Source organism: Pseudomonas corrugata (assembly GCF_001269905.1).
Lineage (GTDB): Bacteria > Pseudomonadota > Gammaproteobacteria > Pseudomonadales > Pseudomonadaceae > Aquipseudomonas > Aquipseudomonas corrugata.
On sequence record NZ_LHVK01000022.1, the window covers coordinates 69,982 to 90,757 of the forward strand.

Here is a 20,776-nt window from a genome sequence, read left to right on the forward strand (position 1 = left end):
ATAGAGCAACGTTACACGAACATAGTTGCTCTTGCTGCTATTGAGGCCGTCGGCGCAACATCTTCGACACATCAGAGCAACAAGAAAATTGGAGACGCCCATGTCGACCATCGTGAATCCGGTACCTAGCGCAGCCCTTTCAACCTTGTACCGCAAGCTCAATTGGCGCCTGTTGCCACTCCTGTTCGTTTGCTACGTTTTCGCCTACCTGGACCGCATCAATGTCGGCTTCGCCAAGTTGCAGATGCAAAACGACCTCGGGCTGTCCGACGCCGCTTATGGTGTCGGGGCAGGGGTGTTCTTCCTGGGCTATGTGCTGTTCGAACTGCCCAGCAACCTGATGCTGCCCCGGGTGGGGGCGCGAAAGACCTTCAGTCGCATCCTGGTGTTATGGGGCATCACCTCGGCCTGCATGCTGTTCGTGCGCAACGTGCCGATGTTCTACGCCATGCGCTTTCTGCTAGGAGTCTTCGAAGCCGGTTTCGCCCCGGGGATGATCTATTACCTGTCCTGCTGGTACGGCCCCAAGCGCATGGCCCGGGCCATCGCGATCGTATTCATCGCCGGCCCCGCTGGCGGCATTATCGGGGGGCCGCTTTCGGCCTGGTTGATTACCACGTTCGAAGGCGTGGGAGGGCTTGCCGGGTGGCAATGGATGTTCCTGATCGAAGGCTTGCCCTGCGTCCTGCTCGGTGTGTTTGCCTATTTCTACCTGTGCAACCACCCGGCCGAGGCTCGTTGGCTGAGCAGCGAGGAAAAGCAACTGCTGCAGCGTGAGCTGGGAACTGCCCCAGGCGGTGCGCATTCGTTCCGGGCGGTGTTGCGCGATCGCCGGATCTACCTCCTGGCGAGCGCTTACTTCTGCATCATCTTCTCGATCTACGCCATGAGCTTCTGGCTGCCGGCAATCCTCAAGGCCCAAGGCGTCCACGACATGATGCAGCTGGGCTGGTTCGCCGCCATCCCCTACGTGGCAGCGGGCGCTGGCATGTACTGGATCGGACGTCGCTCCGACCGCTTCGGCGAGCGTCGCTACCACTGTGCGGTCCCGGCGGCCGTCGGGGCGGTACTGATACTTCTGTATCCTTCTGCCGATGGGAACCTGATGCTATCAATGGTTCTGCTGACGCTGGCGATCGCCATGATGTTCATGGCCTACACGGTCTTGTGGGCGATGCCCTCCGAGTTGATCAAAGGCGAAGCGGCGGCGGGTGGCATCGCCCTGATCAACACCATCGGCCTGTGCGGCGGTTTCTGGGGGCCAGCGGTGATCGGTTGGGCGAAGACATCAACGGCGAGCATGAACCCTGGCATCGTCGCGGTCGGTTGCGTGTTTCTGTGCGCCGCGCTGGTGATCATCGCGAGCAAGCCGCTGGCGCGTCGCGACCGGGTCTTGAATCCCGTGCAGATTGAACAGGCGCTTTGAACTTCACATCCATCGTGTTCCGCAAGGAACCTTTCCAAAGAGAGAACGCAGATGCTTTTACATCTATCCACCTGGGCCGAAATCGAAACATTCCTCCAACGCAGCCGTACCGTGGTCATCCCGATCGGCTCCAACGAGCAGCACGGGCCTACCGGCTTGCTGGGGACGGACTGGATGTGCCCCGAAATCATCGCCCATCAGGCGCAGCAGGCCGCAGACATTCTGATTGCCCCGACCTTCAACATCGGCATGGCGCAGCATCACCTCGGGTTCCCGGGAACGATCTCGCTCAGGCCTTCGACGTTCATCGCCGCCATCGGTGACTGGGTACGTTCGCTGGCTGCCCACGGGTTTGAAAAGATACTGTTCCTCAACGGCCACGGCGGCAATATCGCCTCCATTGAAGCGGCGTTCTCGGAGCTCTACGCCGAGGCGAGTTTTGCCCGGCGTCCGGCGGGTTTCGCCTTGAAGCTCTGCAATTGGTGGGACCTGGAAGGGGTCAATGAGCTGGCGCGGGAGCAGTTCCCCACCGGTCACGGTGTCCATGCGACGCCGTCGGAAATCGCCGTGACCCAGTGGGCCTATCCCCACGCCATCAAATCGGCGGATTACTCGCCACAGATCGCCAACTGGGGCCCGATCCGGGAGGCGGCCGATTTCCGCGCCCGTCATCCAGATGGCCGCATGGGGTCAGACCCGGCGCAAGCTTCTGCGGAGAAAGGCCGGCAACTGGTGATGCTGGCTGCACAGGGTCTGGTGCAAGAGGTGCAAGCCTTCAGCCGCGAGTCCATGCCGGGTTGAACCGCAGCGCTGCCATTGCGCACGCCTGGGCATCCCGGGCGTTGGCGCTTCATCTCGTAAAAACCGCAATCAATCAGGTACGCCGCGATGTGGAAAATCGATCACAGTTACATCGATGGAGCCTTCGTTCCTGTCCATGGAAATGAAACGGTGGTATGCATCAACCCGGCGACCGAGGCGGTCATCGGAACGGTCACCTTGGCTGATCGCGATGACGCCCGCCGCGCCATCGCTGCGGCGGCCCGTGCGCAAGCCGCGATGAATCGTACCTCCAAGGCTGAGCGTATCGAGATGCTCGAACGCTTGCAGGCCGCCGTGCTGGCGAGCACGAACGAGATCCGCGATACCGCCATCGAGGAGTACGGCGCGCCGCTCGCCCGTGCCCAATGGGTCAGTGGTTATGCTTCGCAGTCATTCGCCAACGCGGCGCAGGTATTGAAGGACTACGAACTGGTTCGCTCGATTGGCGACGCCACCGTGGTGATGGAACCAGTCGGCGTATCGGCACTGATCGCCCCCTGGAACAGCACCGCCGGAACGATCTGCAGCAAACTGGCATCGGCCATCGCCGCCGGTTGTGCGTCGGTCATCAAGCCGAGCGAGTTGAGTCCCTTGCAGACCGACGTGCTTGCCCGCGCATTGCATGGCGCCGGTTTGCCGAAAGGCATTTTCAACATTTTGCTGGGACGCGGCAGTGACGTCGGTGATGAAATCAGCACCAACCCACAGGTCGCCAAGATTTCATTCACCGGGTCCACCGCCACCGGAAAGCTGATCGCTCGTGCCGGTATCGAGACCATGAAACGCGTAAACCTGTCGCTCACCGGGAAGTCGGCCTCTATCGTCCTGGATGACGCCGACCTCGACACGGCCATTCCCCTTGCCTTGAACGCGGCGTTCATGAACAACGGCCAGGCCTGCGTCGCTGGCACGCGCCTGCTCGTACCGCGCACGCAGGCCAAAGAAGTCATTGAACGGGTGAAAAGCCTGGTCGAGGCGATGGTCGTCGGCCATCCGCAGGCCCCGTCCACCGTCATTGGACCGCTGGTCAACCAGGCCCAGTTCGACCGCGTGCAGGGCTACATCCGCCGCGGACAGGCGCAAGGTGCAACGCTGGTCATTGGCGGTGAGGGCAGGCCGGCTGGTTTTGACCAAGGCTATTTCGTCAGGCCCACCGTCTTTGCCGACGTCAGCAATGACATGGATATTGCACAAGAGGAGATTTTCGGCCCGGTGCTGTCGATCATCGCTTATGACTCGCAAGAGCAGGCGATCGACATCGCCAATGCCAGCCTCTACGGCCTGCAGGCCTACGTGTTTTCCCGAAAATCGGACCGCGCCCGAAGCCTGGCGAGCCGGCTGCAGGCGGGCTCGGTGCTGATCAACAGAATCACACCGGAGCTGCTGGCCCCGTTTGGCGGGGTCAAGCAGTCTGGGGTTGGGCGGGAGTTTGGGGTGTTTGGTTTGGAAGGGTTTTTGGAGGCGAAGAGTATTGTGTTGGGGGAGTGCGGAGTTTGTGGAGCAGGGTGAGCCGATAGCAGCTGCCTCCGGAACGCACGGGGGAACGAGCGATCAGATCAACGCCGGATAGTCGGTATACCTATCAGCGTACCGTACGTGCTCAATGCCGGGAGCAATTTTTATGCGGAGTCTGCCGATCAGATCGAAGTGTTGCTGCGAGTTGCGATGAGGTGAGCAACGACTCGACCCAGATCGCGGGTCGCGTCAGAGTGGCCGCCTCCCATGGATTTCTTCAACTGGTTCCCGGCACAGGTTATCGCTCAGCTCGTAGCTGAGCGCCCGCGAGCAAACCTTGAGTTCGAGTTGAATGACGCCCGAGTGGATCTACTGGGCGAGGACATTGACGTCGCGTTGCGCGGAGGTGATCGGGATCCTTCACTGTTCGCGCGCAAGCTCGGCACGGGTTGCCAGACCCTGGTAGCGAGTCCGGGTAACCTGGCGGCACATGGCGTACCGCCACAGCCAGGCGATTTGAGTTCCCATCACTGCGTCACCTCGCCGTCGCACGGTGGGGCGGCGCACTACCTGGCGGTTGGGAGGCGTCGACAATCAATCGGTAACCGTGGAAGTGGCTGGACCCTTTCAGGCCTATACCTCCTCTGCTTAGCTCGAAGGAGCACTGGCCAGAATGGGCATAGTGCTGCTGCCCCGCCGCACTCCGTGCACCCCATCGACGATGGGGTGCACTGTTCGATATCTGGGGATTGAGATCGATGACGCCCTGAGATGGCGGAACAGATTGAGGTTTGACCATGCACAGCGACGTTCGAAGTCAGGCCGTCGAGTGATGATCCGTGTCTGCTCAGTTAACCATATTGGGTGGCTCGGTCCATCCCAGAAAGTTGACCAGCTTAGCCGCTCAAAAAAAATTCCAAGCGAGGCTTGACCGAGGAGAACGATCGTTCTACATTGAGTCCGTGGAGATGAAAATGACAGATACCCGAGAAAAGATTCTAATGACCGCTGAGAAACTTATTTATCAGAACGGCATTCATGCGACAGGCATGGATCTTCTGGTGAAGACCTCAGGTGTCGCTCGCAAAAGTATTTATCGCTATTTTGCGACCAAAGATGAAGTGGCCGCTGCTGCACTGAATGCTCGTGATGTACGTTGGATGCAATGGTTCAGAACGGAATGCGACAGAGCGGATACTCCGCAAGAGCGTATTCTCAATATATTCACGGTGCTCAAGGGATGGTTTGAGTCAGACGGATTTCGAGGCTGCGCTTTCATTAATACAGCCGGAGAAGTTGGGGACCCCGATGATCCTATTCGCCATATCGCCAAACTGCATAAGCAGAAGTTACTCGATTACACACTCGAGCTGACCGAGCAGTTGAATACGGAGCACCCGGTCGTCTTGGCGAGACAACTGCTCATATTAATCGACGGCGCAATCACCATGGCGCGCGTGATGGGCGATTACAGTGCCGTCGATGACGCAAAAGAAGTTGCACGGTTGCTCTCGTATCCGTTCGCATAGCTAGATTGTTGAGATACTGATGTAAATCGCGATTATCGTGACGCGTTGATGTTGTGATGATGATCGCTGAAAGAAAGTTGTACCGCTTTGCTGAGTTCCGAAAACGTTAAATAAACCGATACATCCAATTGTCTTGGAGGCACTACCATGTCCAATGCACAAACTCGTCCGCCACTTCCTCCGTTCACTCGTGAAACGGCGATTGAGAAAGTCCGACTCGCTGAAGATGGCTGGAACACCCGCGATCCCGAAAAAGTATCGCTTGCCTATACACTGGATACCAAATGGCGCAACCGAGCGGAATTTGCTACCAATCGCGAAGAAGCCAAAGGTTTTCTTACACGCAAATGGAAAAAAGAGCTTGATTATCGCCTGATCAAAGAGCTCTGGGCGTTTACCGACAACCGCATCGCTGTACGTTACGCATACGAGTGGCATGATGATTCAGGTAACTGGTTCCGCTCTTACGGTAACGAAAACTGGGAATTCGAAGCGGATGGCCTGATGCACCGTCGCTTCGCCTGCGTGAACGACATGCCCATCAAGGAGAGCGAACGCAAGTTCCATTGGCCACTGGGACGCCGCCCAGATGACCATCCAAGCCTGTCTGACCTCGGTCTGTAAATATCTCAACCGACCTGATCCTTTCGTTGAAAAGGCTCAGGTCGGTTTTTGAGCCTAACGTTATAAATAGTTTCTTCATCAAAAATCCTCTAACCCGTAACCGCCCGCAATCCCTCCAAAGTTTTATCCTCCAATTCTTTGCCGGTCCTATCCAGCTCTTCCGCCTGCCAACGATCCTCACCGCCTGTTTCGCGAAAGGTCTAGCGGTCGCAGCTTTCCAGCCATGAGTCTATTACTGAAGGCCTCTAACAATACCTGCTCCACCAGATCCACCCATGAGGCTGCAAAGGCTTCGTAAGGGTTCTGAGGGCAGCCGGCTAAAGCAGGCATCAGTACCGGCGGGACAGACGAGAGGTGCGCAATTTTCAGGCACTACCGTTCAGGGAAATAGAGTTACCTGCACTTTTACTTACGCGATTCTCAACGTGATGCTCCATGACTGACCTGGATTGTGCGAATCAAGTCCCGTCGGCGCGGTGCTGTGCTGTGGTCCTGTTCTTAACGACGGCAACTGATCTCCCATCGTAATGCACGAGGTGGTAGCAAGTTGTTCCTCAGATCCATGCGCAGCCAAGTGGGGCGCGCTGATGACTGCTGCACTTACAGACTGAACGCAATCCTTCTCGCTCAAGCGACAGCGCTCGTGATCGTACGGCGTCCCTGCCTGAAGACACGACAAGGTGCGCTGGCCCGAATAGAGGATTCAAGGTAAGGGTTCGGCTTCTGACTTTGCGTTTAAGCCGGCGTGAAAGTGACAGAAGTGCCACGTCGGTCGATTTCCTCTCGCTACTCCGTTTCTAGCAAGCGGGAACTCGCGGTGAGCTGGAATTTGGCAGTCAGCCGTCGGCGGTTCTTGGTAGTGGATACGGCCTGAGTAAACGCACTTGCGTGCTATTACTGCCGAGTAGAGGCGGGAAGCGCGCTGTATGGGCGCAAGTGACGAAGGGTTATTTTTTCAAAGGACAAGGGACCGCGGTGTCTGAGCCCCCGTCCCTGGCGCCGAGCGATCGAGCGCCAGAGCGGACGGGAGAGGAGTCAATTGGTACAGCCGGTACCTATGACGTGGTACTCCATGATGTGCCGGTCGCCCTTGGAGTCGTCATAAGTCATCTGCACCGGCACTACATCACAGACACTTGGTATCTGAGTAATCGACACAATGTGAGCGATGTCCAGGTGTTGAGAGTAGCGATAGGGCTCGACCGTAATATGCGCAGTCTGAGTATCTTGCTCATCGGCCATAGCGACAGAGCCAATGCAGGCTAGGAGTAAAACGAGTAACAGTTTCATAGCGATTACCTGTGTTGAGGGCGTGAGAAGGCCAAAGCACTTAAGCGGTGCTCAGTCGTACTAAAGGGTTGGGGTGTAGCCCGGTCGCCGTCTGACGCCGGGCTGACTTGCATCAGAAGGGTTTGGTAGGCAGGTACTTGCCGTCCAGCGTGATCACAGCGCGATGGCCGCCCTCCGGATCTTCGACCTTCTTGATGTCCAGCTTGAAGTTGATGGCGCTGATGATGCCGTCGCCGAACTTTTCGTGGACCAGAGCTTTGAGGGTGGTGCCGTATACCGACATCATCTCGTAGAAACGGTAGATGGTCGGGTCGGACGGTACGCCGTCAAAAAAACTGCCGCGAACTGGCATCGATTGCAGCAAAGCGACTTGATCAGCATCAAGGTCGAGTTTCTTGCCCACGACATGGGCGGCGCTGGAAGGCAGCGGATGCTGGCCGAGCAGGGCGGCAGTGACGAAGGCTTCGGACAGGCCGGTACCGTCAACGATCTCGGCGAAAGACAGGTCCTTGCGAGCCTTGGCCAAAATGATGGTTTCGGTCAGTTCTTGGCGCGCGGTGCGGGTGGCTTGAGTCTGGATCATGGCGAATCTCCTAGGTTAGTAAGGGGTACAGGTACGGGTTTCAGGCAACGTGCCTGGCTTGCTGGGAAACGGCGTGGATTTCGGGGTTCTCTGCGAGGGACACGAAGGTCCCGGTACTGCCATCGAAGGCGTCGATACGCCCGCTCTCGATGTCATAGATCCAACCATGCAGGGTGACGCGGCCTTCTTCGAGAGCCAGGCGAACGGATGGATGTGTCTGGAGGTTGGCCAGTTGCGCGATGACGTTTTCACGCACCATGGACGTAACTTTGCTCGGTAGATCCGGGTGGTTGCGGGCTTCGTTAACCACCTTGGCCGAGTCGGCGTAACGGAGCCATCCGGCAACGGCAGGCATGTGATCCAGGCACTTGCACGTGGCTATGGCGGTCATCGCGCCGCAGTCGGAGTGGCCGCAGATCACGATGTCTGCGACCTGGAGAGCGGCGACCGCATATTCAACAGAGGCCGAAACGCCACCCGGCTCCGGGCCATACGACGGCACGATGTTGCCGGCATTGCGGATTACAAACAGATCGCCTGGCTCGCGCTGGGTGACGAGTTCAGGCACCAATCGGCTATCTGAGCAAGAGATGAACAACGCTCTTGGGCTCTGCTGATTAGCCAAGTCCTTGAACAGTTTGACCCGCTCAGGGAAGGCGTTTTTTTGGAATTTCAGAAAACCGTCGATGATCGCTTTCATGGTTGCTGTCTCAATGTCTGGGTGTGAGACAAAGATTAAGCGGCGCATTACATAAGGTAAAAGTCTGATTTATTATGATGTGAATCAGATTATCTTATGGGTTGAATCATGCTTGCTCGCCACATTCAATACTTCCTTGCGGTTGCGGAACATCTCAGCTTCACGAAGGCCGCAGCGGCGCTCCATGTGTCTCAGCCCGCCCTTTCGCAGCAGGTGAAACAGTTGGAAGAAAGTCTTGGAGCCCAGTTGTTCGACCGCTCAGGACGCACAACTCGTTTGACTGACGCGGGAAACGTCTATCTTCTGTATGCACGCCGTGCTTATCAGGAATTGCGAGATGCTAAAAGCGCCATCCACGATGTGAGCGATCTCACCCGCGGTTCATTGCGCCTGGCCGTGACGCCGACGTTCACGACTTATCTGGTCGGGCCGGTGATCGAAGCATTTCACTCGCGGTATCCCAAGATCACTCTCAACCTGAAGGAGATTTCCCAAGAGCGCATTGAGGAGCTGCTTTTGGCAGGAGAATTGGACGCGGGGATTGCGTTCGATGAAATAAGTACACCGAATATTGATGCCATCCCTTTGCTGAACGAAACCCTCGCTTTAGTGGTGAGTCGCAGGCACCGCCTGGCCGAGGTGCGGTCCATTGGATTGCAGGGTCTGAATGCCGAATCTCTGATTCTGCTCAGCCCAGAGTTTGCAACCCGCGAACAAATCGACCGCTACTGCCGCAAACACGCGATTCGTCCTCATGTGCAGATGGAGGCTAATGCCCTCGGCGCAGTGATCGAAATTGTTCGCAGAACTAATCTATCGACTTTATTGCCAGCCAGAATCGCGTTGAACCATGATGATCTGGTGGCCATCACACTGGAGCCCGAGCGCTTGCAGCGCACCGCCGTCCTTATGCGGCGCAAAGATGCCTTTCAGAGCGCAGCGATGCGAGCTTTCATCGAGGTGGCTAAAGAGGTATCCAATCAACTAAATGTGTAATAGCTGCGGCCGTCGATCCGGAAGGGGCTAAGCCGAGCCTGTGCCCTGTCAATAACAGGCTTGTTAGAAAAAACAGACTGCCCCTTTTTAAGAAATTCTGCTGTCCGCGCGAAGATATGTTCGCGTGCTACGATTGCAGTGACAGCTTCTGGCTGGCTACAGCCGGTCGTGGAAGGCAGAAATAGACCCAAAGCGTCCATCCAGGACAAGCGACTATCCCTGCGCGTTACTTCAGCCCTCTCAAGCGCATATTCGCCCGTTGCACCGCGGCCATTTTTTCAGGCCGCTTCATGCGTTTCCACTTTTTAATGTCCTCCTTGCTCCGCCCACAACTCACACACAGATCCCCCTTCAGCAGGCATATCGAGATGCAGGGATTTTCGATTTCCTTGGCCATCGTCAATCCCCTCTAGCCAGACGCTTTTGCCAATCGCCGCTATGAGTGCGCTGGCATTCTTCTTCGGAGTCAAGGCGGACATTGCGATCTGACAAGTTCAGATCGATGCCGGCCTCATTCAACGCGATGGCTGTCAGCTCAAAGATGCGAGCCTTCGCGTCAACCTGGGCCAGCTGTCTGTCAGCGAGGGTTTCGAACACCCAGGTCACCCTCAGGCTTCTCGCTAACGCGTTCAGGTCCGCCGTGTGGGTGAGCCAGGTAAAGCCCTGGATCTCACCCTTTGCTGTTTCGCACGCTTCGGTCAGCGTGGTTATCAACCGGCGTTCGATCCGCGCCAGTTCACGTTGCCCTGGAGGCATCGCAAGTTCCTTTGGAGTTAATGGAGGGCAGGCCCTGAATCAGACCGGTCGAAACTCGACCGTAAGATGGCTGACTTCGTGAACCGGTTTGAGACGCTCACGAATGCTGTCGGTGTTCGCAGTGGCTTCACCGAGGACGCTGACGATGGCCGCATGGGCTTGCGGTCCAACCCGCCAGACGTGCAAGTCCGTGATGGAGGCGTCCCCCGGCTTTTCGACCAGCTCGCGGATTTCCTCGGCAATATGTGCGTCTGTCTGATCCAGCAATACACCTGCGGTGACCCCCATCAAGGTCCATGCCCAACGCGCGATAACGATGGCGCCGACGATGCCCATGACCGGGTCCAGCCATACCCAGCCCAGATACCGACCGGCGAGTAGCGCAGCGATGGCCAGAACCGAAGTCAGCGCGTCGGCGATGACATGGGCATAGGCCGATTTCAGGTTGTTGTCGTTTGCATGGTGAGCATGGCCATGGCCATGATGGTGGTCGTGGTCGTGGTCGTGGTCGTGCCCGTGCCCCAGCAGCAGCGCACTGACGATGTTGACGATCAAGCCAGCTATCGCGATGAGTGTAGCGGTGCCGAACTGGACTTCCGTTGGCTGCAAGAGGCGCATGACGGATTCAGCGCCAATGCCCAAGGAAACCATACCGAGAATCAGCGCCGAAGCGAACCCTCCCAGGTCTCCAACCTTTCCGGTACCGAAACTGTAACGCTGGCTGGAGGCGTGGCGTTTTGCGTATCCGTACGCGGCCGCCGCGATGCCCAATGCGCCGGCATGAGTTGCCATATGAAAGCCATCGGCCAGTAATGCCATCGAGCCCGTGATATACCCAGCGGTGATCTCGCCCACCATCATCACAACGGTCAGTACTACCACCCAAAGCGTGCGCCTGGCATTCTCGTCGTGCGCCGAGCCAAGGAACAGGTGATCGTGTGCGTAGGGAGTGTTGTTACTCATGAGAGTGTACCTGGATGCGTTCACTTGGAATAACGGCGAATGGCTTCAAGCAGCTCTTCGACGCCCTGGTTGCGCTCTTCTTCGCTGAGCGCAGGGTTCGCGACATGCTCCCGCGCGTGATCCTCGATGATTTCTTCCATCAAGCCGTTGATGGCGCCGCGGGTAGCGGCAACCAGATGCAGTGTTTTGGCACAGTCGAGATCCGATACCAACGCCCGTTCAATGGCCTGGATCTGTCCCGCGATACGTTTTACGCGCTTGAGAAGATCGTCTTTGTTTGCTGCGACATGACTCATTGGATACCCCCTATCCTGATCATGTGCATGATAGGTATACCCCCTATGCCTATGCAAGGGGGGCGGACAAAGGGGATCATCTACGGCCTGTCGTGGGAAAGTGTCGTTGAATATGAGGGAACGCATGACGGTTTGGAGCGGCCGCTTTCCGTCAAAGAGCGGGCTTCGCCAGGATCTGTATGGCACTCAAATCGGGGAGCGGGTCACTAGGCTCTATACGAAAAACCTGGTTGCCTGGCAAGCACCAGGTCTTCAGCCTGCGGAGCGCATTTGGCTTCTCCAGCGATGCCTTTGACTCCCCAAAACAATCACAGCGGCTCCAGGGAGCCGCTGTGCCGTGCACGCAACGTCGAGGCCATGTTCGCCAGCGGCTTTTGACCCCGGCCGATAGCGAGCCAGACCATCGCCACGGGCAGCAGATTACCGATCACGTCCGCCATAGCGTATGGAATGCGATCCGATGGATCAGCTCCGTGTGCATGTCGTCCCGTTCGCCGCCCCAGATACGCAAGCCGTTCCGCTTGTCCGAGGTTGCCTCATCTTCGATCGGTAACGAGCGCGCTCGGACTTCTGTCAATCGAGTTTCTTGTCCACCTCCACCAGCAACGCGGCGATTTCTTTACGTCGCCCGGCGTCCGCGCTTTCCCGGCCGGGCCGGGGCGCGGCTTGCAGGGCTTTTTGCAGTGCTGCCTTGGCTTGCGCGTAGTGTTTCTGACGGTAGAGGTGATCGCCCCAGAAGTACAGGCTGTCGATGCCATCAGGGTTGAGTTGCAGCGCTTGCTTGAGCAATTGCTCGGCCTTGTCGCTGTCACCGAATCCGATCGGCCAGCCCGGCACCCGGTCATACAGCGCGGCCAGGCTGGTGTAGGCCGAGCCTTGCAAGGCTTTGGGGTCCAGGGTCAGGGATTTCTCAAGGTCAGCCTTGGCGTCCTTGGCCTTGCCCAAGGCTCCGAGTCCACCCTCGGCACCGGCCCAACTGCTGGTGACAATGCCTTTCCAGATCCATGCTTCGGCGACGGCTGGACGCTCCGTGGTGAAGTTCGTGGCTTGCGACGCCAGTTGTTCGAACGCGTCGGCGCGTTGTTTTTCCGGCGTTTCATATTGGATGTGCGCCCAGCTCTGCTGGATGCTGCTGAGGCGTTGCTGATCTGCGGCGTCCAGGGCCCAGACACTTTGGCTGAGGGTGCCCAGCAACAGACATGCGAAAAGTTTCTTCATGGTTTTGGCGGCTCGTTTTCGGTTTTTTCACTGAGACGACGGATCAACGGCAGCTGTTTGCGCAGGCCACGATCCACCAGGTTCGGCAAGAGGCTGTTGAGGCGCACGAAAAAGCGCTCCGGCCAGCCCAGGTACAGGTCGCGACGGTCGCCGGCAATCGCGTGGACCACCGCCGACGCCACGGCTTGCGGATCATCGACATTGGCCTTGAGCGCGCTGTTCAGTGCTTGCGCGGCGGCGCTGTTCATCGAAGTGCGGGTGGCGCGGGGCGCGACGTACAGTACGCTGACCCGGGTGTCCGCCAGTTCCCGGCGCAAGGCTTCGGAAAACCCGCGCAGGGCAAACTTGGTGGCGCAGTAACTGGCGTAACCGGGGTATCCGATTGAGCCATAGGTCGAGCCAACGTTGACGACCATGGCGTTGTCGGCCTGTTTGAGCAGCGGTAGCAGCAGTTTGGTCAGGCAGATTGGCGCGCTGATGTTCACCGCCAGCATCGCACTGATGTCGCTGTCGTCGAGCTGTTCAAGCATGGCGAAGTGATTGACCCCGGCCGCGTTGATCAGCAGGTTGATTCCGCCAATGCCCTCGGCAGCGGCCAGCACCTTGCGCCGGTCACTGAGGAAGGTCAGGTCGGCGGCGACGTGACACAAGGTATCAGGGTATCGGCTGAGCAGCGGCGCCAATGCCTCGTGATGGCGTGCTACGGCCAGCACTCGGGCTCCGGCGGCGCACAAGACGTCTGCAATGGCCAGGCCGATGCCACCACTGGCACCGGTCAATACGACACGTGCATCACGCAACTGCATATTGAACCTCCGGATCGCGGGGCAATCCACGGAACATATCGGTATAGAGTCGATAGACGACTTTCGAAGCGTGGATCACCGCCGCTTGGTCTTCCTTGTCCTCAAGTTTGTTCATCAGTGCGCGATAGGTCTGCATGTGTTCGATATCCAGCGAACCGTGAGAACTGAGATAGCTGAAAGCGGTTTCCGGCAATGCCAAACGCTCGCGAATGCTGCCCGCTGCGTGAGTGGCCAAAGCAATGCTGGTGCCTTCTAGCACGTTGACCATTCCGAACAGGCCAACCGGATTGCCCCGGGCGATCAGGTCGTAGAGGAAACTGATCATCAGCTCGATAGGCAGGGACGGCTGCGCGTCTCGCACCGCATCGCGATCCCCGCCGCACGCGGCGATGTCGTTGAGCACCCACTGTTCGTGACCATATTCATCCTCTATGTACTCGCACACTGCTTTGCGCAGCCATTCCAGGCGCATCGGAAGGCGTGCGCCACAGGCCATCATCAGCGGGACGGTGTGGCGCACGTGGTAGTAGGCTTGGGCGAGGAAGGCCCGATAACTTTCCAGACTGACCTTGCCTTGCAGGGCATCCAGGATGATCGGCAGGTTGAACAGCTCATGGCGTTCCTGTTGCGTGGCTTCTTGCAGGGTGTCGAAAAAACTCATGATGCGGATTCCTCGGATGCGACAGATCCAGTCAAGGTGTGGCGGTATAACTCGATGATGGCGTCCCGACGCGGGCGGCCATTGGAGGTCAGCAGGCCATTGGCGGCGCTGAAGGGCTGCGGCAGACGCGTCCAGTGATGCACTTGGGCGTAATCGGGCAAGGCTTCGTTGGCTTCGGCAACGGCCGCGGCCACTTCGGCGTCGGTGCAGTCCGGACGATGCGGCCAGAGTAGGGCGTGGTTGTGCGCAAGCGCTTCGCCGTAGACGAAGGCCTGGGCGATGTGGCGGCGCTGGGTCAGCTCCGACTCGACCCATTCCGGGTTGACGTTGCGCCCGTAACTGGTGACGAACTGATGCTTCTTGCGGCCCTTGAGATAAAGAAAACCTTCCTGGTCGAACTCGCCCAGATCGCCGCTCGGCCACCACTCATCGCCGTACGCCGGCTCGCCGAGATAGCCGAGCAGGGTCGAGCCCTTGATCAACACTTCGCCGTCCTCGGCCAGGCGTACTTCGACATGGGGCAGTGGTTGGCCGACGCTGCCCGGCCGGTGCGCACCGGGACGGTTGAGGCATACCACCGACGCGCATTCGGATAAGCCATAGCCTTCGTAGACCGGTATGCCGACCTGCTGGGCACGGTGCAGCAAATCCTCCGAAACCCGCGCTCCACCGACGGCGGCGAAGCGCAATGTTTGCGTATCGAAAGCTTTCTGTTCTGCGGCGTTGGTCAACAGCAACAGCAATTGTGGCACCAGGATCAGGCTCTCGGGCTTGCGCCCGGCCAGATAACCGAGCAAGCGCGGCACATCGACGCCACTGGCGCCCTGGATGCCCAGGCTTTTCTGGCTCGGCAGACTCAGCGTGACACCGGCGTACAGCGCCGCGTAACAGCCGAGGTTCTCCAGCAGGATCGCCAGCGGCAGCAGCGCCATGTGGTGTTGCGGATGGGTAGACTTGCTCGCCTGATCCAGCTCCCGCGCCACTCGCAGCAAGCTGTCGGCGCTCAGGCATACGCCTTTCGGGGTGCCGGTGGTGCCGGAAGTGAAGGTCAGTTTGGCAGTGCGGGCGGGCATCCGGTGGGGGCCGTTGAAGCGTCGGCACCAGAACTCGCCGCGTTTTTCATAACCGGCGTCGCGCAATTCGGCTTCCAGCGCCGGCTCGGCGATCACCCGTTCGGCCTGGCTTTGTTCCAGGCAATGGATGCGTTGCGTCGGGCTGAAGAATGGTGGCAGCGTCACGCAGGTCAGACCTTCGAACAGCACCGCCAGATCCCACAGCATCGCCTCGACGCCATTATCCAGCGCCAGAGCGATCACCTGTACCTGTTCGTCGCGCAGGCGCTCCTGGCGATACATTACCTCGGCATACAGCGTGGCGTAGTCGAGCTTCAGCGTGTCGCCCCACAGGGCGACGGTGCTGTCATTGCGTCGGGCATGATCGCGCAGGGTTTCCTGGAAACGGTGCAACTCAAGCGACATGGCAGGCTCCTTCAATCGAGGTCGGCAAACCCAGTCGGGTAAAGAGGCCGATGTTGCACAGATGGATGAAGCCGGCGCGGATGTTGCCTACGTGCACCCAGGGTTTGCTTTCGTAATAACTGCCCCAGTGTTGGCGCTCATCACCCAGGCGCTGCGGGTCGGCAGCGCACAATGTCACCGGCTTCAGGCCGAGACGATGGAAGCTGTTGACCAATCCGATGTTGCCAGTGAACGTCACCCATTCCAGACCGCCCATGGCGAGCAGATAAGTGATGGCGATGATGCTCATGCGCGCGCTGCCTGTGTCGCTGGCGGCGAGGTTGCCGACTTCGACAATGCCTGCCCGGTCCACTGGGCGATCAGCTGCGGTGCTGATCAGCGGTTCGATCGGTTCATCCAGGTAACGCTCCAGAAACAGTGGCTCCAGATGTGCCCGACGCACCCCGGCCACCGCGCACAACTCGCCGTTGCCGTTATGCACCCCGAACAGCTCGGGCATGAAGTGTCGGATGTCTGCGCCATGGGCCTGGCGAAAACGGTGTTGGATGAATGCTTCGAACGTCTCTCGTAGCGGGTCGTCGGGCAAGGCGCCGGTTAACGTCATCTGCAGGGCATCGGCTTGCCCAAAGCGCAGGGGAAGGGGGATGTTCCAGTCAAGATCGGGCATGGGCAGAACGCCTCCCTTAATGGTTTGAACGGAGTATGGGAGGCCTTTCTTAACGAAGTCTGAAGGTGAAATTCAGTTAACGACCGATCTGTCTTCAGACTGTCTTAAGGATGGGCTGGCAGGGTGGCGCCATCGGTTCGCTGGGCAACCGGATCGAGACTGTCGAACGATTCGACCGTCACGAAGGACAATCACGAGGCGCTTCTTATGACCCGCGACAAAGGCATACCCCGTTATGGAAAACTCTCAATCACCCTGCACTGGCTGATGCTCGCGCTGTTTGTCGGCGTGTACGCGTGTATCGAAATCAAAGGCTTCCTGCCCAAGGGCAGCGAAGCGCGTGGCCTGCTGTTGGGCTTTCACGGTCTCTTCGGCCTGAGCATCTTTGCTTTGGTATGGGTGCGACTGCTCGGACGCCTTTCGCCACGTCCACCAATCACCCCGCCGCCCCCTGCATGGCAAACCGGCACATCCCATCTGATGCACTTGGCGCTGTATGTGCTAATGATCGCCACGCCGGTACTGGCCTGGTTGATGCTGGCCGCTGGAGGCAAACCGTTCCCCTATTTCGGCTTCCATTTGCCAGCCCCGGTGGCGATTGACCCTGATCTAGCTAAGCGCTTGAAGTATTGGCATGAACTGTTGGGCAGCACCGGCTACTGGCTGATCGGTCTGCATGCGGCGGCGGGACTGTTTCATCACTATTGGGTAAGAGACAACACGCTGACTCGGATGTTGATTGAGCGAGATCATTCCTGAGGCGCAAGTCACGCTCGTCTCGGCACTCGGAAGGTACTGAATTCGTTGACGAGCGCACCGTTGCGGCGCTGCCGGGTGAGGGTGAACGGCCCAAAGCGCGCTGAGCTTGAGGACTGTCCCGGCCTCGGGGCGGTCTTACTGCGGCCACTGCTCAAGCAGGATAGAGACAAATTTCTCGGCGGCGGGGGACAGGGAAGCACCTCGTCGATAGACCAGGCCCAGTGACCGGTTGACCACCGGTTCGATCAGCGGCACGCTGACCAGTGTCGGATGGTCCCCGGCGGGCATCGCCAGGCTGGGCATTGCCGACACACCCAAGCCAGCCTCCACCAGCCCCAGTGACGTGGACAGGTGTTGCACCTCGTAGAACCACTGCGGACGCCAGCTCAGGCCCGACAAGGCATGATCGAGCAGCATGCGATTGCCGCTCAGGCGACCCACCCCGATCAAGCGATAGTCACTGAGTTCCGACCAGGTGACGGCGCTACGTCCAGCCAACTCATGATCGCGGCGGCAAGCCAGGACAAAGGGTTCGTTGACCAGAGGCACGAATTCGATATCCGGATGCTGGCCGCTCATCATGTTGATGCCAAAGTCGGCTTCGCCGCGCAGTACCGCCTCGAGTCCTTCGTTGGCACTGAGATCGAGAAGGCGGATGCGGATTTTCGGATAGCGCTCGTTGTACAAACGGATCACCGACGGCAGGAAATAGAACGCTGCGGTGGGAATGCACGCCAGGGTCACCCGGCCTATCTGCCGCTCGGCCAGCTCGCGAATGTTGAGGATCGAATCGTCGAAGTCATCCAGCAAGCGCCGCGCCTTGGGCAGGAAGTCACGTCCGACGCTGGTCAGGCTGACCTTGCGCGTCGTGCGATCGAGCAAGGCGGTGCCCAAACCTTCCTCCAGTTTCTTCATGCGCCGGCTCAGGGCCGGCTGAGAAAGGTGCAGGGCGTCGGCAGCCTCGTGGAAGCTGCCTAGTTCGGCGATTTTGACGAAAGATCGTATGTCCTGAAGCTCATATTCCATGCCAGATCCCATAAGCAAAGCGATGCGTCGTGCCAATCATCCTACGGTTATTCATTCGTCAAACGCAATAAAACCTCCGATCTTTGCATTGGAAACACTTTTCAAAGCCTGCCACTCTTGCCTCCAGAACATCAATTATCCAGATTGATTAACAAGAGTTAGTGTTCATGCAACGAATTCCTTGTGTGCTCATGCGCGGCGGTACCTCCAAAGGCCCGGTTTTTCTCGCTTGGGACCTACCGGCCGCCATCGTTGAACGTGACGAGCTGCTGCTCGACCTGATGGGATCTGGCCATGAGCTGGAGATCGACGGCATCGGCGGCGGCAGCCCGCAAACCAGTAAGGTGGCGATTGTCAGCCCATCATTGCACCCTGATGCGGATGTCGATTACTTGTTTGTCCAGGTCATGGTCTCCCAGCGTCGGGTCGATACCGCGCCCAACTGCGGCAATATGCTCTGTGCCGTCGGCCCGTTCGCCATCGAGCAGGGACTGGTCAAGGCGGGCGGCGACCGTACCCAGGTGCGTATCCGCAATCTCAATACTGGTACCTTCGTCGTTTCCGAGGTGCAAACCCCGGGCGGCAAGGTCAGCTATGAGGGTGACACCGCCATCGACGGCGTACCGGGCACTGCCGCGCCGGTGCAACTGACATTCCTGGATGCGGCGGGCAGCAAGACCGGCAAACTCTTTCCCACCGGCCAGCCGCAGGACGTCATCGACGGCACAGCGGTGACTTGCATCGACATGGCCATGCCCATGGTGATCGTCGAAGCGAGTCAGCTCGGCAAGCGTGGCGACGAAAGCCCCGCCGAACTGGATGCCGATAAAGCCTTCCTGCACCGCCTGGAATCCTTGCGACTCAAAGCCGGCTTGGCCATGGGCCTGGGCGACGTCAGCGACAAGGTGATTCCCAAGCCGGTGCTGGTGTCGCCGGCCAAGTCTGGCGGAACGCTGCAGGTGCGCTACTTCATGCCGCACAACTGTCATCGCGCGCTGGCGATTACCGGGTCCATCGGCCTCGCCACCGCGTGTGTGACCGAAGGCAGCGTGGCCGCTAGATTGATCGGCGGCGTCAGCGAGCCACGCTTGCAGCGGGTCCGCATCGAGCACCCAAGCGGTGGTATCGACGTGGTGTTGTCCTATGCCGGGGATAAGGGTGAGACCATCCGCGCCTCGGTGGTGCGTACCGCGCGCCGACTGTTTTCAGGTTTCGTCTACGCCAAGGGTTCCCAACGACTGGCCGGTTAGCCAGGCTGTCGTTGTCGTTTGCATCAGAACAATTCCAAAAATGGGTGATGCCATGAAAGTTGTTAAATCGCTCTACTTCCAGATCATCTGCGCCGTGCTGTTGGGTGTAATGGTCGGGCACTTCTGGTCGCAACAGGCGATTGCCTTGAAACCGCTGGGCGACGCCTTCATCAAGCTGATCAAGATGATGATCGCGCCAGTGGTGTTCTGCACTATCGTCACCGGCATCGCCGGCATGAGCGACAAGCGCTCGCTGGGGCGCTTGTTGAGCAAGACGATGCTGTTGTTCCTGGGCTTGACAGTGGTCAGCCTGATCATCGGCCTCGTGGCGGTCTATGTGTTCAAGCCCGGAGCCGGGATGAACATTGATCCGACCCGGTTGAACACCCAGGGCCTGGCGCAGTACGCCGACTCCGCGGCGAGGCTGGGGGTGGTCGACTTTTTCATGCACATCATTCCCGACACCTTCATCGGCGCCTTCAATAAAGGCGAGGTACTGCCGGTATTGTTCATCGCAGTGCTCTGCGGTTTCGCCCTGTCTTCATTGGGGGAGCGGGGCAAACCGGTACTGGACGTGCTGGAATCGGTTTCGCACATGGTGTTCAAGATCTTTTCCTACCTGATGCGCTTCGCCCCGATTGGCGCGTTCGGCGCCCTGGCATTCACGGTCGGGCAGTACGGCATCACTTCGCTGGGCAGCCTGGCCAAGCTGATCATGACCTTGTACATCGCCTGTGCCTTCTTCGTTTTCGTGGTCTTGGGCGGTATCTGCCGTGCCCATGGCTTCAGCCTATGGAAGCTGCTGCGTTACCTGCGCGAAGAGTTTCTGGTGGTGCTGGGCACCTCTTCGACCGAGCCGGTCATGCCGCGTATGCTGGAGAAACTCCAGGCCCTGGGTTGCAAGAAGGGAGTAGTGGGGCTGGTGCTGCCGACCGGTTACTCGTTCAACCTGGACGGTACCGCGATCTACCTGTCGCTGGCGGCGATCTTCATTGCGCAGGCCTGCAACATCGACCTGACGCTGACCCAGACCTTCACCATGCTGGCAATCATGCTGCTGTCTTCCAAGGGCGCGGCCGGGGTGACCGGTAGCGGGTTCGTCGCGCTGGCCTCGACCCTGACGGTCATCCACGACATTCCCCTGGCCGGCCTGGCCCTGTTGATCGGCATCGACCGCTTCATGTCGGAAGCCCGGGCACTGACGAGTCTGGCAAGCAACGCGGTGGCGACCGTGGTGATCGCCCTCTCGGAGGATGCCTGCGACCGCCAAGTGCTGTTGCAGACCCTGGATGGCAAGCCTTCCCCGTCAGTGGCTCAGGCTACGGATGACGCCTGGGACGACGCCAAGGCCGCGAAACACCTCTAGCCGGTCACGGCAAACTCGATATCACGGCGCTGCATCATTCATGACCTCTGCCAGGCACACTGAACGTGTCGCCTGGCAGGTTGGAAGGCGTGCGCCTGGGTGTTG

Annotated in this window: 23 protein-coding genes and 1 pseudogene; 10 read left to right on the forward strand and 14 right to left on the reverse strand. The window is 58.9% G+C overall.

The window, feature by feature from the left end; genetic code table 11:
- Positions 1-100 precede the first annotated feature (100 nt).
- The 6 genes from AD665_RS22915 (at position 101) to AD665_RS22935 (ending at position 5,856) form a co-directional block, all read left to right on the forward strand.
- Positions 101-1,426 carry an MFS transporter gene (locus AD665_RS22915; protein WP_053193937.1) on the forward strand — a complete coding sequence of 442 codons (1,326 nt, stop codon included), beginning with the start codon at positions 101-103 and terminating at the stop codon, positions 1,424-1,426.
- A 51-nt stretch (positions 1,427-1,477) separates the two neighbouring features.
- On the forward strand, positions 1,478-2,227 hold the full coding sequence (locus AD665_RS22920) for a creatininase family protein (protein WP_024777268.1): 750 nt from the start codon (positions 1,478-1,480) through the stop codon (positions 2,225-2,227).
- A gap of 87 nt (positions 2,228-2,314) precedes the next feature.
- Positions 2,315-3,757 carry an aldehyde dehydrogenase family protein gene (locus AD665_RS22925; protein WP_053193939.1) on the forward strand — a complete coding sequence of 481 codons (1,443 nt, stop codon included), beginning with the start codon at positions 2,315-2,317 and terminating at the stop codon, positions 3,755-3,757.
- Between the two features lie 213 nt (positions 3,758-3,970).
- Positions 3,971-4,456 carry a LysR substrate-binding domain-containing protein gene (locus AD665_RS28245; RefSeq protein ID WP_080686200.1) on the forward strand — a complete coding sequence of 162 codons (486 nt, stop codon included), beginning with the start codon at positions 3,971-3,973 and terminating at the stop codon, positions 4,454-4,456.
- A 215-nt stretch (positions 4,457-4,671) separates the two neighbouring features.
- On the forward strand, positions 4,672-5,232 hold the full coding sequence (locus AD665_RS22930) for a TetR/AcrR family transcriptional regulator (RefSeq protein ID WP_053193941.1): 561 nt from the start codon (positions 4,672-4,674) through the stop codon (positions 5,230-5,232).
- Positions 5,233-5,379: 147 nt separating this feature from the next.
- Positions 5,380-5,856, forward strand: coding sequence for a nuclear transport factor 2 family protein (locus AD665_RS22935; protein ID WP_053193943.1), 477 nt, complete (start codon positions 5,380-5,382; stop codon positions 5,854-5,856).
- Between the two features lie 1,035 nt (positions 5,857-6,891).
- Here the strand turns inward: AD665_RS22935 and AD665_RS22940 are convergent.
- From AD665_RS22940 to AD665_RS22950, 3 genes are all read right to left on the reverse strand, one after another.
- Positions 6,892-7,146 carry a DUF2790 domain-containing protein gene (locus tag AD665_RS22940; protein ID WP_024777264.1) on the reverse strand — a complete coding sequence of 85 codons (255 nt, stop codon included), beginning with the start codon at positions 7,144-7,146 and terminating at the stop codon, positions 6,892-6,894.
- A 112-nt stretch (positions 7,147-7,258) separates the two neighbouring features.
- Positions 7,259-7,729 carry a cyanase gene (cynS, locus tag AD665_RS22945; protein WP_024777263.1) on the reverse strand — a complete coding sequence of 157 codons (471 nt, stop codon included), beginning with the start codon at positions 7,727-7,729 and terminating at the stop codon, positions 7,259-7,261.
- A 40-nt stretch (positions 7,730-7,769) separates the two neighbouring features.
- A complete protein-coding gene (locus AD665_RS22950) occupies positions 7,770-8,429 on the reverse strand; it encodes a carbonic anhydrase (RefSeq protein ID WP_024777262.1) in 660 nt (219 codons plus the stop codon).
- Between the two features lie 108 nt (positions 8,430-8,537).
- On the opposite strand from AD665_RS22950, the gene cynR reads away from it, so the two are divergent.
- Entirely contained in the window at positions 8,538-9,425 is an 888-nt protein-coding gene (gene cynR / locus AD665_RS22955) for a transcriptional regulator CynR (RefSeq protein WP_053193944.1), read from the forward strand.
- Positions 9,426-9,651: 226 nt separating this feature from the next.
- Here the strand turns inward: cynR and AD665_RS22960 are convergent, their stop codons facing one another.
- The 10 genes and pseudogenes from AD665_RS22960 to AD665_RS23000 all read right to left on the reverse strand — a co-directional run bounded on the left by AD665_RS22960 (position 9,652) and on the right by AD665_RS23000 (position 16,270).
- Positions 9,652-9,822 (reverse strand): DUF1289 domain-containing protein, encoded by a 171-nt coding sequence (locus AD665_RS22960; RefSeq protein ID WP_024777260.1) that lies wholly within the window; start codon positions 9,820-9,822, stop codon positions 9,652-9,654.
- Between the two features lie 2 nt (positions 9,823-9,824).
- Positions 9,825-10,181: a hypothetical protein gene (locus AD665_RS22965; protein WP_053193947.1), complete on the reverse strand. Its 357-nt coding sequence runs from the start codon at positions 10,179-10,181 to the stop codon at positions 9,825-9,827.
- Positions 10,182-10,220: 39 nt separating this feature from the next.
- Complete coding sequence (gene dmeF / locus AD665_RS22970) at positions 10,221-11,144, reverse strand: CDF family Co(II)/Ni(II) efflux transporter DmeF (RefSeq protein ID WP_053193949.1); 924 nt, start codon at positions 11,142-11,144, stop codon at positions 10,221-10,223.
- A gap of 20 nt (positions 11,145-11,164) precedes the next feature.
- Positions 11,165-11,440: a metal/formaldehyde-sensitive transcriptional repressor gene (locus AD665_RS22975; RefSeq protein ID WP_024777257.1), complete on the reverse strand. Its 276-nt coding sequence runs from the start codon at positions 11,438-11,440 to the stop codon at positions 11,165-11,167.
- A 311-nt stretch (positions 11,441-11,751) separates the two neighbouring features.
- Positions 11,752-11,966 (reverse strand): annotated as a pseudogene (locus AD665_RS27155) (two-component sensor histidine kinase); the annotation flags it as partial.
- Between the two features lie 47 nt (positions 11,967-12,013).
- Positions 12,014-12,658 carry a tetratricopeptide repeat protein gene (locus AD665_RS22980; protein ID WP_024777256.1) on the reverse strand — a complete coding sequence of 215 codons (645 nt, stop codon included), beginning with the start codon at positions 12,656-12,658 and terminating at the stop codon, positions 12,014-12,016.
- Positions 12,655-13,464, reverse strand: coding sequence for an SDR family oxidoreductase (locus AD665_RS22985; RefSeq protein WP_024777255.1), 810 nt, complete (start codon positions 13,462-13,464; stop codon positions 12,655-12,657). Before AD665_RS22985 ends, AD665_RS22980 begins: the two co-directional genes overlap by 4 nt.
- The gene (locus AD665_RS22990) at positions 13,451-14,125 is read right to left on the reverse strand and encodes an iron-containing redox enzyme family protein (RefSeq protein ID WP_053193951.1); all 675 of its coding nucleotides are present in this window, start codon (positions 14,123-14,125) and stop codon (positions 13,451-13,453) included. Before AD665_RS22990 ends, AD665_RS22985 begins: the two co-directional genes overlap by 14 nt.
- On the reverse strand, positions 14,122-15,603 hold the full coding sequence (locus AD665_RS22995) for an AMP-binding protein (protein WP_053193952.1): 1,482 nt from the start codon (positions 15,601-15,603) through the stop codon (positions 14,122-14,124). The genes AD665_RS22990 and AD665_RS22995 overlap by 4 nt, the downstream gene beginning before the upstream one ends.
- Positions 15,593-16,270: a thermostable hemolysin gene (locus AD665_RS23000; protein ID WP_053193954.1), complete on the reverse strand. Its 678-nt coding sequence runs from the start codon at positions 16,268-16,270 to the stop codon at positions 15,593-15,595. The genes AD665_RS22995 and AD665_RS23000 overlap by 11 nt, the downstream gene beginning before the upstream one ends.
- Positions 16,271-16,477: 207 nt before the next feature.
- Here AD665_RS23000 and AD665_RS23005 point away from each other — a divergent pair, with 207 nt between their 5' ends.
- The gene (locus tag AD665_RS23005) at positions 16,478-17,029 is read left to right on the forward strand and encodes a cytochrome b (protein ID WP_024777251.1); all 552 of its coding nucleotides are present in this window, start codon (positions 16,478-16,480) and stop codon (positions 17,027-17,029) included.
- A 135-nt stretch (positions 17,030-17,164) separates the two neighbouring features.
- Here AD665_RS23005 and AD665_RS23010 read toward each other — a convergent pair whose 3' ends face one another.
- Complete coding sequence (locus AD665_RS23010) at positions 17,165-18,055, reverse strand: LysR family transcriptional regulator (protein WP_024777250.1); 891 nt, start codon at positions 18,053-18,055, stop codon at positions 17,165-17,167.
- Positions 18,056-18,222: 167 nt separating this feature from the next.
- On the opposite strand from AD665_RS23010, the gene AD665_RS23015 reads away from it, so the two are divergent.
- Positions 18,223-19,305 carry a 4-oxalomesaconate tautomerase gene (locus AD665_RS23015; protein WP_053193956.1) on the forward strand — a complete coding sequence of 361 codons (1,083 nt, stop codon included), beginning with the start codon at positions 18,223-18,225 and terminating at the stop codon, positions 19,303-19,305.
- Between the two features lie 40 nt (positions 19,306-19,345).
- Complete coding sequence (locus tag AD665_RS23020; RefSeq protein ID WP_024777248.1) at positions 19,346-20,671, forward strand: dicarboxylate/amino acid:cation symporter; 1,326 nt, start codon at positions 19,346-19,348, stop codon at positions 20,669-20,671.
- Positions 20,672-20,776 lie beyond the last annotated feature (105 nt).